This window comes from Streptomyces sp. NRRL S-340 (assembly GCF_000720185.1).
Taxonomy (GTDB): Bacteria; Actinomycetota; Actinomycetes; order Streptomycetales; family Streptomycetaceae; genus Streptomyces.
The window spans coordinates 162,822-177,704 of record NZ_JOIY01000008.1; the positions used below are offsets into that span (position 1 = coordinate 162,822).

Below are 14,883 nucleotides of genomic sequence, written 5' to 3' on the forward strand. Positions count from 1 at the left end.
GGCGGTCAGCCGACGACCAGCCGCATCTCCTCCGGTACGTCGTCGGTCAGCCGGGTCACCGAACCGGCCAGGATCCAGAGCACGGCGCACAGTGCGAGCGCGGAGGCCAGGTAGAAGGCGGCGCTGTTGCCCACCGTCACGGCGACGGCACTGCCCAGCAGCGGGCCGACGGCGTTGGCGCCCCAGACGAGCGGCAGGGAGACGCCGCCGACGCGGCCCATCGCCTGCGGCGGCGTGGCCTTCTGGATGAGGGTCATGACCCCGACGTTCCCCACGGGCGTGGTGAACGACGAGATGCCCTGGGAGACGATCAGCACGGCGACGGCGAACCCGGTCCCGCCGGCCTGGGACACGGGCAGCAGGGCGAACGCCACCACCAGCATCGAATGGGTCATCAGCAGGGTGCGGCCGATGCCCAGCCGCTCGTTGATCCGGCGGGACAGGATCGCGCCGACCACCACCGGGGCGCCACCGACGCCGAGGGTCAGCCCGACCTGCGCTGCGCTCAGTCCCAGGTCGTCGTACCCGAACACGATGATCATGGCGAGGACCATGGACACGGCGGTGTTGCCGAAGGTGGCCATCAGCGTCAGATACCGCAGCAGTCTGTTGCCGAAGGTCATGGTGATTCCACCGCGCAGGTCGGCCAGCGTGGCGCTCAGACCGCGTGCGGCGGTCTGCTGCTTCTCGGGCTCACGGAACCGTACGAAGCCCAGCGCGACGGCCGCCAGCAGGTAGGAGACGGCGTCGACGGTGATCGCCCGCGCGGCGCCCAGCGCGCTGACCAGCGCGCCGCCACCGCTGCGTCCGAAGATCAGGGCGACCGAGCGGCTCAGCTGCGTCTTGGCGTTGCCGTCCACCAGGTCCTCGCGCGCCAGCAGCTGCGGAAGGTAGGCCTGGTAGGCGAGTTGGAAGACGACATCGAAGACGCCCTTGACGAGCGCGGCCACGTACAGGTGGACCATCGTCAGGCTGCCCAGCGCCCAGGCCAGCGGCAGTGAGCCGAGGACGACGAAGCGGACCGCGTTGGACAGCTGCATCAGCATCCGCCGGTCCAGGCGGTCGGTGAACACCCCCATCAGCGGCGCGAGTACGACGAACGGGACCCATTGCGCGGCGATGAGCATGCCGACGCCGAACGCGCCCTCGCCGAAGGTGATGACGGCGAGCAGCGGCAGCGCGACCACGCTGATCTCGCTGCCGAGCAGGCTGATCGACTCGCCGCCCCAGACCAGAGCGAAGTCGCGGTTGCGGAACAGGACGGAGCGCGGCTTCGTGCTCGTGCCATCCGTGGGGGGAGACGTGTCGCCGGACGGTTCCGGCGGCGGTGCGGGCGAGACCTCTGCCCCGGCACTTTCTGATGCTGCCGGAGTGGTCCCCGTCCCGGATGACGAGTTGGTCGAGGTCATGCCCTGTGGCTCCTCATTGCAGGAATTCGGTGCGAGACGCCGTGTCCGGTCGGGTGCTGGCAGACGAACTCCCTCAACGCACACCACAATCGACGACGGCGTCACATGCGGCCAGGCTGCACCGTACATTCAGTCTGCATCGGACATCCAGCCCTTCCGCAGAGTCGGCACGTATGACGAGATCACCCGACCGGATCGGATGGGGAAGTGGCTTGAAGACAACCTTCCGCCCCCCACGGGCCCCTGGGCAAGTATCTGTGCGTCACGATATCGTATGTCCATGAGAGACTACGAAGACTACATGCCCCTAGCGGTCATCCAGGAGCACTTCTGGTCCTCGGACGGATCGGCGACGGAACAGGCCCCGCTGACCGAGTGCGTGGCGCTGGCGGTGCGGGGCCCACTGGACGCGGCCGCTCTGCGCACGGCGGTCGGCTCCCTGCTGTCCCGGCACGAGATCCTGCGCACCGCGGTACGGCTGCACGACGGACAGCCGGGCCAAGTGGTCCTCCCCGTGCCCGAGCGGCTGCCGTTGACGATCACCACCCTCCCGTCCCCGGGCCGGGAGACGGACGCGCGCCAGGTCCGGGACCGGGAACTGTCCCGGTTCGCCGCGAAGGGGATCGACCCCGCCGCCGGGTGCGGGATCGCGTTCCTGCTGGTGCGCGGCAGCGACCCGGCGGGCGAGGACATCCTGGCCCTGGCCGTGCACCACATCTTCGCGGACGCCACCGCGGTCCGGCTCCTGCTGTCGGAGCTGGCCGCCGACTACGACGCCGCGCTCGCCGGGGCCCCCTCACCGGTGCCCGAACCCGAACTCCAGTACGGCGACTTCACCCGGTGGGAGCATGCCTCGCTGCTCCCGGCCGTCCAGGAACCCGACACCGCGTGGTGGCGGGATACCCTGCGTGACGCGCCCACCGCCCTGGACGTCAGACCGGACCGGCCGCGCCGCCGTGTCCGCCGAGGCACCGGCCGACGCGTCGGCCTCGTCCTGCGGGGAGTCGACGGACCCGCCGTGCGGAACACCGCACGGACTCTGCACGCCTCGCCCTACGCCCTGTGCCTGGCGGGCTGGGCGGCCATGATCACCCGCTCCACCGGTGACACGGACCTGATACTCGGCGTCCTCGCGGCCAACCGGACCGTTCCGCAACTGGAGCCGCTCGTCGGGCAGTTCGCCAACACCGTCCCGCTGCGCCTGGACCTCGGAGGCGCACCGGACCTCGCCGGCGCGGTGTCCCGCTGCTCGGCCGCTGTGGCCGCGGCCATCGAGCACGGCAGGCTGCCGTTCAACCGGATCGTGCGGGCCGCGGCCGTCCCGCGCCCGACCGACCGGCCTCCGCTGATCCAGCACATGTTCATGCCGCGCGTGGACGCCGTCGGCGAACTGAGCCTCGGGGGACAGCCGGTACGGATCCTGGACGTCGAACGCGACCGCGGCCGGTTCGACACCGTCGCGGAGATCGACGTCACCGACGACCAGGTCCGGTTGTGGCTCGAGTACGACAGCGACCTCTACACCCCGGACGGGATACAGGCCCTGGTGGACGACTACGCGGGGGTGCTGCGGCAGTGGCTGGCCCGGCCCGCACTGCGCCTGCCGGAGCTGGAACTGAGCGCACCGGAGCCGGCCGGCCTCGCCCCCGTCGACCAGGAGCCGGCCGAGGGGAGCGAGGCGGAGGAACTCCGGGTGGACCTGCCCGGCGGCAGGTCCGTCACCTTCCTGCTCGACCGCTCCCGCGGTCCCGGGAACCGGCCCGTCCTGACCGGACTGCGCGGGGCCCGGGCAGCGGACCTGGAACTGCGGCCCGGAGGATCCGTGCACCACCCCACGGACCTGCTGCTCGCCGGGGTCCCCACCGGCCTCACGGCCCGGCGCGATCCACGGGGCCTGCTGGAGATCGTGGTGGAGACACCCGCCCCGGTGGCGGACGCCCGTCCGGCCACAGGCACGGGCACGGGCCCGGACCGGCTCCTCGCCCTCGTCACGGAGATCTGGGCGCAGGCGCTCGAGGTGCCCGGACTGGCCCCGGACGACGACTTCTTCACCTGCGGCGGGCACTCACTGCTGGCCACCGCGCTGGTGACCGAGATGCAGGAGACACTCGGCGTCAAGGTACGGGTCCGCGCGCTGTTCGAGAATCCCACCCCGGCAGAGCTGACCGCCCACCTGCGGGACACCGAACCCGAACTGGACCGCATGCTCGAACTCCTCGCCGCGCTGCCGGACACCACGCCGGCGCAGAGCGCGGAGGCGCCGGAGCGGCACGACACGCACCTCGCCACCGCGCGGACCGCGGGCGGAACCGCGCAGACCGTGGACACACCACTGCTGTCCGGCCAGCGTCAGCTGTGGCTCGCCCAGCAGGCCGACCCGGACGCGCTCACCCACACCATCCCGCTGATCCTGGACCTGGCCGGACCGCTGCACCCCGAGGCGTTCGCCGCGGCGCTCAACGACGTGGTCGCGCACCAGCCGGGCCTGCGCGCCACGTTCGTCGAGGTCGACGGCCTGCCGGTGCAGCGGATCAGACCCCACACCCCGATCGACGTCCCCGTGACCGACCTGACCGGCCACGACGACGCCGCCCGCGAAACCGAGCTGCGGCGCCTGGAACAGGAGATCGCGTACACCGGATTCGACCTCACCCGCGGCCCGCTGCTGCGGGCCCGGATCATCCGGCTGGGGGCGGACCGCGCTCAGGTCCAGCTCCTGTTCCACCACCTGGTCACCGACGAGGTGTCCCAGACCCTGCTGATGCAGGAGCTGAGCACCGCCTACCGGGCCAGGACCGCCGGACGCGCTCCGGTCCTGCCGCCGCACGAGACCGACCTCGCCACCCTGGCCAAGGACGAGCGGGACTCCCTCGCCGGCGCGGAGGGCGAACGCCTGCGCCGGTTCTGGGTCCGTGAGCTGACCGGAGCGGCCCCGCTGCGCCTGCCCACCGACCGCCCGCGTGGCGACCGGGCCCGTTTCCGCGGCGAGTTCCTGGAACGGCCGGCCTCCGCCGACGCGGCCACGACGGTGCGCGAGCTGGCCGGCGTCTGCCGCACGACCCCGTTCACCGTGTTCTGCGCCGCCGTCGCGATCGTACTGGGACGGCTGAGCGGCCAGAGCGACATCGTCATCGGAATCCCCACCGCGAACCGCACCCAGCGGGGAGCCGACCGGCTGATCGGCTGCTTCCTCAACGTCGTCCCGGTCCGGCTCGACCTGTCGGGCAACCCCCGCTTCGACGAACTCGTCCAGCGGGTGAGCGAGGCCGTCCTGCGCTCCTACGAACACCAGCAGCTGCCCTTCGCGGAGATCGTCCAGGCGGTCCAGCCCCGGCGAGCGCCCGGTACCCACCCCATCTACCAGGTCACCTGCGAACTGCAGCTGGAGTCCTGGATGCCCGCCCGGTTCGCGGACCTGGACTGCGACTACCGCTTCGTCTCCCACGGCACGGCCCGCTACGACTTGGCCTTCCACGGGCTGCTGCGCCCCTCCGGACTCTCGGCGATGGTGGAGCTCAACACCGACCTGTGGGACCGGGCGACCGGCTACCGGCGGATCGATCAGGTGCTGGAGCTGCTCGCCGTGGCGGCGCGCGGCCCGCGGACCCCGATCGACGACCTGCCCGTGACGGAAGGGGAGCCGCGGGCCCTCAGGCGGTGACGGCCGCGCCGAACGCGGGACCCGCCATGCCCGCGGCGAGCGTGGTCCCGTCGGCCGGGTCGATCAGCAGGAAGGAACCGGTGCGCCGCGAGTCGGCGTAGGCGTCCACGGCGAGCGGCTCCGCGGTACGGATCCGGACCCGGCCGATGTCATTGGCGACCAGCTGCCCGGGCTCCGGGTGCGCGACGATCCCGTCCAGGACGAGCCGGGACCGGATCTCCGCGACGACGGCCCTGACGGTACGGGTGGTGTGTTTGAGCAGCACCCGTTGTCCGACCGCGAGCGGCGCGTCCGCGACGTGGCAGATCGTCGCCTCGACGTCCCGGCGGGCGACCGGGCCGTTCCCCGACGGCACCAGGAGGTCACCGCGCGCGACGTCGATGTCGTCCTCCAGCAGGAGCGTCACCGACTGCGGCGCCCGCGCCTGGCCGACCGGTTCGCCCAGCACGTCGATACCGCTGATCCGCGAGGTGGCGCCGGACGGCAGGACCGTGACCTCCTCGCCCACGCGGAAGGTACCGGCGGCGATCTGGCCCGCGTAGCCGCGGTAGTCCGGGTGCTCGGCGGTCTGCGGCCTGATCACGTACTGGACGGGGAGGCGGCCGTGGCAGCCGGTGAGGTCGTGGCCGACCGGGACCGTCTCCAGGTGCTCCAGGACGGTGGGACCGCTGTACCAGTCCATGTTCGCCGACGGCTGCACGACGTTGTCGCCGACGAGCGCGGAGACCGGGATCGCGGTGACCTCCGGGACGCCCAGCTCCGCCGCGTACGCGGTGAACTCCTCGGCGATCCGGTCGAACACCCGAGCCTCGTAGCCCGCCAGGTCCATCTTGTTGACGGCGAGGACGACGTGCGGGACGCGCAGCAGGGCGGCGACGGCGGCGTGCCGGCGGGTCTGCTCGACGACGCCGTTGCGGGCGTCGACGAGGACCACGGCCAGCTCGGCCGTGGACGCGCCCGTCACCATGTTCCGCGTGTACTGCACATGCCCGGGGGTGTCCGCCAGGATGAACCGGCGCCGGGCGGTGGCGAAGTAGCGGTAGGCGACGTCGATGGTGATGCCCTGCTCGCGCTCGGCGCGCAGGCCGTCGGTGAGCAGCGCGAGGTCGGGGGCGTCCTGGCCGCGGTGGTGGGAGGCGCGCTCGATGGCCTCCAGCTGGTCGGCGAGGACCGACTTGGAGTCGTACAGAAGGCGGCCGACGAGGGTGGACTTGCCGTCGTCGACCGACCCGGCCGTCGCGAAACGCAGCAGTGCGGTGGCCGACGGATCGCCCCACCGCCCGGTGGATCCCGTCATCAGAAGTACCCCTCGCGCTTGCGGTCCTCCATCGCGGCCTCGGACAGCCGGTCGTCGGCCCGGGTGGCGCCCCGCTCGGTGAGCCGGGACGTGGCGATCTCGGCGACGACCTGGTCCAGCGTCACCGCGTCGGAGTCGACGGCGCCGGTGCAGGACATGTCGCCGACCGTGCGGTAGCGGATCAGCCGGGTCTCGACGTGTTCGCCGTCCCTGGGGCCGCCCCACTCGCCGGCGGTCAGCCACATGCCGTTGCGGCGGAACACCGGGCGTTCGTGGGCGTAGTAGATCTCGGGGAGTTCGATGCCCTCGCGGGCGATGTACTGCCACACGTCCAGCTCGGTCCAGTTGGACAGCGGGAAGACGCGGACGTGCTCGCCGGGCGCGTGCCGCCCGTTGTACAGCTGCCACAGCTCCGGGCGCTGGCGGCGCGGGTCCCACTGCGAGAACTCGTCGCGGAGGCTGAACACGCGCTCCTTGGCGCGGGCCTTCTCCTCGTCGCGGCGCCCGCCGCCGAGAACCGCGTCGAACCCCTCGCTCTGGATCTTCTCCGTGAGCGGCACGGTCTGCAGCGGGTTGCGGGTGCCGTCCGGGCGCTCCCTGAGCACCCCGCGGTCGATGTAGTCCTGTACGGACGCGACGTGCAGCCGCAGCCCGTGGCGGGCCACCGCGCGATCACGGTAGGCGAGGACCTCGGGGAAGTTGTGCCCGGTGTCGACGTGCAGCAGCGAGAAGGGGGCCGGCGCGGGCGCGAACGCCTTGAGCGCCAGGTGCAGCATGACGATCGAGTCCTTGCCCCCGGAGAACAGGATCACCGGCTTCTCGAACTCGCCCGCCACCTCCCGGAAGATGTGCACGGCCTCGGACTCCAGCGCGTCCAGATGGCTGATCCCGTGGCGCGGGAGCGGTGTCGTCGCCGTCATGCCACGAACCGCCTGCGCACGAGCAGATCCATGAGCAGGGAGGCCGACGCGTCGGCCGACTGCCGGACCGTCGGGATGACGAGATCGGGCTTCTCGGGCGCCTGGTAGGGGTCGTCGACCCCGGTGAGGCCGGTGAGTTCGCCGGCCCGCTGCCGGGCGTACAGGCCCTTGACGTCCCGTTGCGCGCAGACCTCCACGGGCGTGGCCACATGGACTTCGAGGAAGGCGGTTCCGCTCGCGGTGTGCCGCTGCCGGACGGCGTCGCGGCTGTCGGCGTACGGCGCGACCACCGGCACGAGGACGATCACGCCGTTGCGGGCGAGGACCTCGGCCATCAGACCGATGCGCTGCAGATTCTCGTGCCGGTCCGCCCGGCCGAATCCGAGCCCTGCCGACAGGGTCTTCCGCATGACGTCACCGTCCAGGACCTCCACGCGGTGTCCCGCGTCGCGCAGTCGCCCGGCGAGCAGGGACGCGACCGTCGTCTTGCCCGCACTGGGCAGACCCGTCAGCAGGACGGTCACGCCGCAGTCACATGATTCAGGCCCGATCACCATGGTCGATCCGAACCGCCTTCCAGATGCAGTGGGAACTTACGACAAAAGCTGAAATACTCGATACATGATGACAACTGACAAGCTGCACAGCAGCCTTGGACCCTACGTCGAGCACCTGGGCCTGCGGTTCGAGCGGATCGGCCCGGACCAGGCGGTGGCGTACTGGTCGGTGCGCGCCGACCTGCTGCAGCCTCACGGGATACTGCACGGCGGGGTGCACTGCGCCGTGGTCGAGTCCGTGGCCAGCGCGGCGGCGGACCGCTGGCTGGGCGACCGGGGGACCGTGGTCGGGGTCAGCAACAGCACGGACTTCTTCGCTCCCGCGACCGTGGCCGACGGCCGCCTCACGTCGACGGCCCTGCCGGTCCACCGCGGCGCCACCCAACAGGTCTGGTCGGTGGAGACGGTGGACGCGGCGGGCCGGCTCCTCGCCCGTGGACAGGTCCGGCTGCAGAACCTGCGCTGACCGCGGCCCCGTACGGACAGGAAGGGAGAGGGCCTGAGAGCTGCGGACAGAAGCGGGCCCCGGCGGGCGGCGCCCGGCACGCGCCCCCGCCGCGCCGCCGGAAGGCCCTGGCAGCTCCACCACGAGGACCTTCTGGCGTCTTGCGGCCGCACGCACCGGACACCGCCCGCTGAGGAAACCACTTCTGTTCGCAGCTCTCAGTCCTGCCAGCTGTGCGGTGCCCGGAATCGCGGAATGCGCAGCGGGCGCCGCCGGCCGGCGGGGGAGTCGTCTCGGGAGGGGACACCCCCGGCCCGCCGCCGGGCCGCGGCGCAGACCAGCAACAAGGCGGCGAGAGCGGCGAGTTCCTCGGGCTCCGCGTGTCCCCTCTCGACCCGGAGCAACCAGGCGGGACCGGTCTGCCGGGACAGGGCTCAGCCCCGTTCCGGGGCGGCTGTGAGCACACTCTCGGCCCGGGCTGCGCGGGGACGGCTCCACCGCTTCATGACGGGCCGCTCCACCAGCGTGTACAGCAGCCACGCCAGCACCAGGCTGGTTGCGATGGTCAGGCCTGCCAGACCGAGGATCTCCGGCCATGACGAGGGGGCAGGCCGCGCGCCCCAGGCGGGGGAGCTGCGGCCGATCCAGCCGTAGGCCACCACCAGCCAGTGCACCAGGTACAGGGCGAAGGAGATCTCGCCCAGGAACACCAGGGGCCTGCTGCCGAGCCAGGTCCGGCCGCTGCGGGCGTCGATGTCGGCGCTGGCGACGGCCGCGACCAGGAAGGCGAGCGGTAGCGACGTGAGCGCCACGAACCCGAGCTCGTCGGGCATGCCGCCCTCGGCGACGAGCGGAATCAGCGGGAACACGAGCGCCACGACGAACGGCAGCCGGATCCACCGCCGGTTGACGACGATCAGCGCCGTCACGATGCCCAGCACGAACTCCAGCATCCGCACCGGCGGGAAGAACGTCATGAACCACATGGAGAGCCAGTTCTGGCCGGTGCCCGGGTGGACGCCCCCGGACGTCGGCATCCAGGAAGCCACCAGCGGCACCGCCCAGATCGCGGCGTAGACCACTGCGAACGTCACCCACAGGCGGGCGGGCGGAATCTTCCGCAGCAGCTTCAGGAGCCAGGGGAACGCGAGGTAGAAGAGCACCTCGCAGGCGAGCGACCAGGTCGGGGTGTTCGACCACAGGTTGTACTGGAGCTTCATGTCCGGGATCCAGGACTGCACCAGGAGCAGCGTCGTGCTCGCGTCCCGTCCCGACAGGGCATGTCCCGCGCCCGCCGCGAGCAGAAGGGCGGCGAGCATCGTGACCAGATGGTTCGGATAGATCTTGAAGAAGCGGCGCCGCCAGAACCGCCCCACGGAGTCTCCGTCCCGGGCGACCCAGGTCAGCACGAACCCGCTCAGGATGAAGAAGAACGACACCCCGAAGGCACCGCACTCGTACAGGACCCTGATCGCGAACGTCTGGTCCGGAGCCACCCGCGGCAGCAGGTTGGTCCCGACGTGCGAGATCACCACCAGGAACGCGGCGAAGAACCGCAGCCCGGTCAGGGACGGAAGCCGGTGGACCCGGTGTCCGGCCGTGGCGGCGGGCACCTCCGGTACCGGCACCGGTCTCTGGATGGTCATGGGGCCTCCCTGCGGGACGGGTCGAGCTCGAGGGCCAGCGCGCGCACCACGGTGGAGCGGTAGAAGTTCCGTACGGGGATGCGCAGCCCGCGTTCCCGCTCGATCAGGTCGATCACTTCCATGGCGGCCAGCGAGGTTCCGCCGAGCACGAAGAAGTCGTCGTCGGGGGCCGCGTCCTGTTCCAGACGGAGTACGCGTCGGAACACGCTCTGCACGTAACGGATGCGGTCCTCGTCGTGGACCAGCCCTGGGCTCGCCATCGTCATCCCCTCATGGTTGGGCCGGCGGCAGTGTGCTGCGCCGGTGATTCGGCTCGTGCTGCGTGCAGGTGCCGGGCCGCCTCCGCCACCGCGCCGGTGCTCACGCCGAGCTGCTCCAGCGCGGCGCGCTGGCCGGCGACGCGCACGCCCGGGCGGCCTCGTACGGCCACGCGGCGTACCGGGAGGGCCAGTTCGGCGGCGACCACCTCGGTGACCGCGTCGCCCAGCCCGCCCTGGGGCCGGTGCTCCTCCACCGTCACCACTCCGGCACGGCCCCGGCATGCGGCCAGCAGGCCCTCGTGGTCCAACGGGTGCAGGGTGTGCAGGTCCAGGACCTGCGCCTCGGTGCCGCCGGCCGCCAGTTCCGCCGCGGCCTCCAGCGCGAGGAGCAGGGGCAGCGGCCCCGCCGCCACCAGCGTGACGTCGGCGCCCTCGCGCAGGACCCGGGCGCGGCCCAGCCGGAAGGCGGGGGCGGGTCCCGGCGGCACGGGGGTGGCCGAGCGGCCCAGCCGCAGGTACCCGGGTCCGGGCACCTCGTGCAACTGGCGGGTGGCAGCGCCGATCTGACGCGCGTCACCAGGTACGACGACGGTCAGGTCGGACAGGGCGCGGGTCACCGCGAGGTCCTCCAGCGCGAAGTGGCTGGTGCCGAAGTGGGCGGCGGAGAGACCGCCGTGGGTGGCCACCACCCGCACGGGCAGCCGGTTCCCCACGACGTCCAGCTTGAGGAACTCGCCCGCGCGCATCGTGGCGAAGGTGGCCATCGTGTGCACGTAGGGAAGGAATCCGCGGCGGGCCAGTCCGGCGGCCACCGTCATCAGGTTCGCCTCCGCGATCCCCACATTGACGTACCGGTCCGGGAAGCGCTCGCCGAAGGTGTTCTCCAGGCCGCCGGTGTCGGAGTCGAGGCAGACCACGCGGCTGTCCGCAGCGGCCAGTTCCAGCAACGCCTCGCGGTACGCGGCCCGGGGATCCGGGCCGGGGACCGACTGCGGGGCCTGCCCGGCGGGGTGCGCTGTCGTCACGCCGTACCTCCCTGCGCGGGGTGGCCGAGCGCGGCCAGCGCCCTGCGGACCAGGGCCGGTTTGAGCTTGGCGTAGTGACCGGCAACGCGGGCCTCCAGGAACGGCACCCCGCGGCCCTTCACGGTGCGCGCGAGCACCGCGACCGGACCGCCCGGGGACGGCTGCAGGGCCTCGTACAGCGCGGGCAGGTCGTGTCCGTCGACGGCGCGTGTCTCCCAGCCGAAGGCCGCGAACTTGGCGTCCAGCGGTTCGAGCCCGACGCAGCCCTCCGTACCGCCCGTGATCTGCAGCCCGTTGCGGTCCACCACCGCGACCAGCCCGGGCGGCCTGCGGTGGCCGGCGAGCAGGGCGGCCTCCCAGACGCTGCCCTCCTGCAGTTCACCGTCTCCGAGCAGGGTGTACACGCGTCCGTCGCCGCCGCGCAGCTGCTCGGCGATGGCCAGCCCCACCGACAGGCCGAGTCCGTGGCCCAGGGAACCGGTGGCGAACTCGACCCCCGGCAGGTCGTGCGAGGGATGACCGAACAGCCGGCTGCCCGGCGCGGTGTAGCTGTCGAGTTCGTCCGCCGGGAGCCTGCCGAGCTGGACCAGCGTGCTGTACAGCGCGGGTGCGGCGTGGCCCTTGCTGAGCACGAACGAGTCGCCCGGGCGCAGGAGCCGAGCGTGCAGGACGGCCAGGACGTCCGCGCACGACAGACTGCCGCCGACGTGCGCGCCCTCGGGCCCGCCCGCCATGCGGATCACGTCCTGGCGGATCCGCCGGGCCATGTCCGCCGGGTCGAGCGGCTCCGGAGGCGGCGCGGGGGCGGGTGGGCGCGGTGGGCCGGTGAGGGGTACGGCCATCGTGCGGATTCCCTTCGGACGGGCGTCGGTCCGGGGCGTGGACCAGGACGTGGAGTGGAGGAACCGGCGGGGGAGCGGCGGGTGGCTCACCCCTGGCGCAGCGCCTCCCGCCAGCCGGGAGCGGGGCGGGAGGCGGCCATCCGGCGGACGAGGTCGAGGTGCTGCCAGACCTTCTCGAACGCGTCGGCGTACGACTGCAGCAGGGGCCCGGCGGCCGGATCGAGGTGCCGGCGCTGCAGGCACAGCGATCCGTCGACGACGGCGACGGTCACCGGGAGGAGGGCGTCCACCTGGTCCGCGGCGTCCGTCAGGGACGTCCCGGGGGGACGGAACGCGGGCTGCGCCGCGAGCGGAGCGACCTGGTACCGGGACACGGGCACACCCTCGGCCCGCAGGATCCGGTGCAGGGCGGCGCGCAGGGCGCAGCGGTGCTCGGGCCCGAGGCCGAACGCCTCCGGCTCCGGCATCAGCCGCAGGATGTGCCAGGCGTGGGTGCGTCCGGCCGGGACCTGTGGCACCCGCAGTCCGGGCAGCTGAGCCAGCCGGTTCAGGAATCGGCGGATCCCCGGCTCGCGGCGGCGGGCGTAGTCGTCGAAGCGGGCCAGCTGGGAGCGGGTGAAGGCGGCCGCCATCGGTGTGATCCGGGCGTTGAGCGCGGCCCGGTGGGCGATGTAGCTGCGGGCCCCGGTGGGTTCCAGTTCGCCGAAGTTGCGCAGCCGTACCAGCTGTTCGTGCAGGCTGTCGTCGTCAGTGGTGATCAGGCCGCCCTCACCGCAGCTCGGTAGGTTCTTGTGGGGATGCAGGCTGAAGCAGCCCGCCTTGCCGAGGGCGCCGACCCGGCGCCCGTCGACCTGTGCGCCGTGTGCCTGGGCCGCGTCCTCCACGACGGGGATGCCCCGTCGGCCGGCCAGTTCGTCCAGCGCCCGCATGTCGGCGGGCAGTCCGTGCAGGTGTACCGGCAGGAGCGCGGCGGTTCGCGGTCCGCAGACGGCTGAGGCGGACCTCGGGTCGAGTGTGTAGGTGTCGGGTTCCACGTCGGCGAACACGGGGGTGGCGCCCGCCGCGCACACTGCGTGGGCGGTGGCGTTCATGGTCAGTGCCGGGACGATCACCTCGTCGCCCGGACCGATCCCGCAGCCGCGCAGGGCCAGATGCAGGGCGGCGGTGCCGGAGGCGACAGCGACACAGTGCCGGGTCCCGGTGGCCTGCGCCCAGGTCCGTTCCAGGCCGCCGACCTCGGGTTCTCCGGGGGAGGCGGCGTTCAGGGGGCCCTCGCGCAACACCCGCAGCACGGCCCGTTCGTCGGCGGGGGTGACGAGCGGCCAGGTGCCGCCCGGGCTGTCCCTCGGTACGGCCCGGTCTCCGCCGAGCAGTGCCAGGCGGGTCGTGGCGTGGGCGAGCTCGGGCATGGACGGGCACCTCCGGTCGTACGGCTGCGAGTTCCCCACTGTGCAGATTCCGCGTACTCGGCGCCCCATTGTTGCCGCATCCTGGAGAGACTGTCGACAGTCTGAATCAACTGATCTTTGGGGGTGTGCCCTTGTAGAGACTGTGTTAGCTTCTGCAGTGTCCTTGGAGCTAATCACACAATCTACAGGAGGCAACACATGACTACGGCGCTGAGCGTGCCGTGTCCCGAGTGTGCCGGGACGCTGGAAGTACGCCCTGATGTGCTCGCCGCCGAGATCGTGGTCTGCGGACAGTGTTCGAGCGAGCTCGAGGTCGTGGCGACCGGGCCCGTGGTGCTGGCCCTCGCTCCCGAGGTCGAAGAGGACTGGGGCGAGTAGCCGTGAAGGTGAGCGTCGTCGGCGCGGCCGGGTACACCGGAGGTGAACTGCTGCGGCTGGTGCATGCCCACCCCAAGCTGGAACTGGGACAGGCCCTCTCGCGGCGGCATGCGGGCCGGCCGGTGGCGGAGGTGCACCCCAACCTGCATCATCTCGCCCTGACCTTCCGGTCCCCCGAGGAGCTGGAGCCGGTGGACGCGGCGTTCCTGGCCCTGCCCTCCGGCGCCTCCGCCGAGGTGGAGACGGCGGTGGCGGACCAGGCCACGACCATCGTGGACCTGAGCCCCGATTTCCGCGGCGGCCGGCCCTCGGCGGACGGCACCGCCTACCGGACCGGCCTGCCCGAGCTGTTCGCCGGCGAACTCGTCGGCGCCACCCGGATCAGCGTGCCCGGATGCATGGCCACGGCGGCCGTCCTGGCCCTGGCCCCGGTCCAGCGCAGCGGTCTGGTGGCCGGTGACGTGGTGGTGGACGCCCGGGCCGGGTCATCGGGTTCCGGGGCGGAGCCGAGCCCCGCCTCGCACCACGCGGAGCGCGGCAACGCCTTCCGGGTCTACAAGCCCGCGGGACACCGGCACGAGAAGGAGATCGCCGCACTGGCCGGGGTGCGGGCCCGGATGACGGTGACCGCCGTCCCCACGGTGCGCGGCGCGCAGGTGCTCTGCCATGTCACACCCCCGCGGCCGGTCACCCGCCGCGAGGTGCTGCAAGTGCTGCAACGCGCCTACCGCGACCATCCGTTCGTCCGGATCGTGTCCCGGGGGCGCGGGGTGCACCGGATGCCCGATCCGCAGTTCCTCGGCGGCACCAATTTCGTCGACATCGGTTGTGCCGTGGACGAGGACGGCGGCCGCATCGTCCTGGTCGCCGCGCTGGACAACCTCGTGAAGGGGGCCGCAGGGGGCGGGGTGCAGAGCCTGAACGTGGCGGCCGGCATGCCACAGGACGCCGGACTGGAATTCCCCGGACTGCACCCCGCCTGACGCCGGCCCGTGAACACGGCCCGTCCGAACGGCGCGAGGGGAACGGCGGCA

The 14,883-nt window shown here is 72.4% G+C and carries 14 protein-coding genes; 4 read left to right on the forward strand and 10 right to left on the reverse strand.

The window, feature by feature from the left end:
* Positions 1–5: 5 nt before the first annotated feature.
* Positions 6–1,409: an MFS transporter gene (locus IG64_RS08100; protein ID WP_078883861.1), complete on the reverse strand. Its 1,404-nt coding sequence runs from the start codon at positions 1,407–1,409 to the stop codon at positions 6–8.
* 280 nt (positions 1,410–1,689) lie between these two features.
* On the opposite strand from IG64_RS08100, the gene IG64_RS37475 reads away from it, so the two are divergent.
* Positions 1,690–5,070 (forward strand): condensation domain-containing protein, encoded by a 3,381-nt coding sequence (locus tag IG64_RS37475; RefSeq protein ID WP_158771498.1) that lies wholly within the window; start codon positions 1,690–1,692, stop codon positions 5,068–5,070.
* Here the strand turns inward: IG64_RS37475 and IG64_RS08115 are convergent.
* Genes IG64_RS08115 through cysC form a run of 3 tightly spaced genes read right to left on the reverse strand, consistent with a single transcriptional unit; the run spans position 5,060 to position 7,844 of the window.
* Entirely contained in the window at positions 5,060–6,367 is a 1,308-nt protein-coding gene (locus tag IG64_RS08115) for a sulfate adenylyltransferase subunit 1 (protein ID WP_037853591.1), read from the reverse strand. The genes IG64_RS37475 and IG64_RS08115 overlap by 11 nt on opposite strands.
* Complete coding sequence (gene cysD, locus IG64_RS08120; protein ID WP_037853592.1) at positions 6,367–7,287, reverse strand: sulfate adenylyltransferase subunit CysD; 921 nt, start codon at positions 7,285–7,287, stop codon at positions 6,367–6,369. Before cysD ends, IG64_RS08115 begins: the two co-directional genes overlap by 1 nt.
* A complete protein-coding gene (gene cysC / locus IG64_RS08125; RefSeq protein WP_037853594.1) occupies positions 7,284–7,844 on the reverse strand; it encodes an adenylyl-sulfate kinase in 561 nt (186 codons plus the stop codon). Before cysC ends, cysD begins: the two co-directional genes overlap by 4 nt.
* A gap of 64 nt (positions 7,845–7,908) precedes the next feature.
* On the opposite strand from cysC, the gene IG64_RS08130 reads away from it, so the two are divergent.
* Positions 7,909–8,310, forward strand: coding sequence for a PaaI family thioesterase (locus tag IG64_RS08130; RefSeq protein WP_199811534.1), 402 nt, complete (start codon positions 7,909–7,911; stop codon positions 8,308–8,310).
* 197 nt (positions 8,311–8,507) lie between these two features.
* On the opposite strand, the gene IG64_RS38505 is transcribed toward IG64_RS08130, so the two are convergent.
* The 6 genes from IG64_RS38505 to IG64_RS08155 all read right to left on the reverse strand — a co-directional run bounded on the left by IG64_RS38505 (position 8,508) and on the right by IG64_RS08155 (position 13,471).
* Entirely contained in the window at positions 8,508–8,720 is a 213-nt protein-coding gene (locus tag IG64_RS38505; RefSeq protein ID WP_078883863.1) for an acyl-CoA carboxylase epsilon subunit, read from the reverse strand.
* Between the two features lie 3 nt (positions 8,721–8,723).
* Positions 8,724–9,935, reverse strand: a complete 1,212-nt coding sequence (locus IG64_RS08135) for an acyltransferase family protein (protein ID WP_051812495.1) — start codon at positions 9,933–9,935, stop codon at positions 8,724–8,726.
* Complete coding sequence (locus IG64_RS08140; protein ID WP_078883864.1) at positions 9,932–10,201, reverse strand: acyl carrier protein; 270 nt, start codon at positions 10,199–10,201, stop codon at positions 9,932–9,934. Before IG64_RS08140 ends, IG64_RS08135 begins: the two co-directional genes overlap by 4 nt.
* A complete protein-coding gene (locus IG64_RS08145) occupies positions 10,198–11,220 on the reverse strand; it encodes a transketolase family protein (protein ID WP_051812497.1) in 1,023 nt (340 codons plus the stop codon). The genes IG64_RS08140 and IG64_RS08145 overlap by 4 nt, the downstream gene beginning before the upstream one ends.
* Positions 11,217–12,062: a transketolase gene (locus IG64_RS08150; RefSeq protein ID WP_234438429.1), complete on the reverse strand. Its 846-nt coding sequence runs from the start codon at positions 12,060–12,062 to the stop codon at positions 11,217–11,219. Before IG64_RS08150 ends, IG64_RS08145 begins: the two co-directional genes overlap by 4 nt.
* 86 nt (positions 12,063–12,148) lie before the next feature.
* Positions 12,149–13,471 (reverse strand): DegT/DnrJ/EryC1/StrS family aminotransferase, encoded by a 1,323-nt coding sequence (locus IG64_RS08155; protein WP_037853599.1) that lies wholly within the window; start codon positions 13,469–13,471, stop codon positions 12,149–12,151.
* 198 nt (positions 13,472–13,669) lie between these two features.
* Between IG64_RS08155 and IG64_RS08160 the strand changes: the two genes are divergently transcribed.
* Together IG64_RS08160 and argC are read left to right on the forward strand one after the other, a co-directional pair.
* Positions 13,670–13,849, forward strand: coding sequence for a hypothetical protein (locus IG64_RS08160; protein ID WP_037853601.1), 180 nt, complete (start codon positions 13,670–13,672; stop codon positions 13,847–13,849).
* An 8-nt stretch (positions 13,850–13,857) separates the two neighbouring features.
* Positions 13,858–14,832 carry an N-acetyl-gamma-glutamyl-phosphate reductase gene (gene argC / locus IG64_RS08165; RefSeq protein WP_234438430.1) on the forward strand — a complete coding sequence of 325 codons (975 nt, stop codon included), beginning with the start codon at positions 13,858–13,860 and terminating at the stop codon, positions 14,830–14,832.
* Positions 14,833–14,883: the final 51 nt, after the last annotated feature.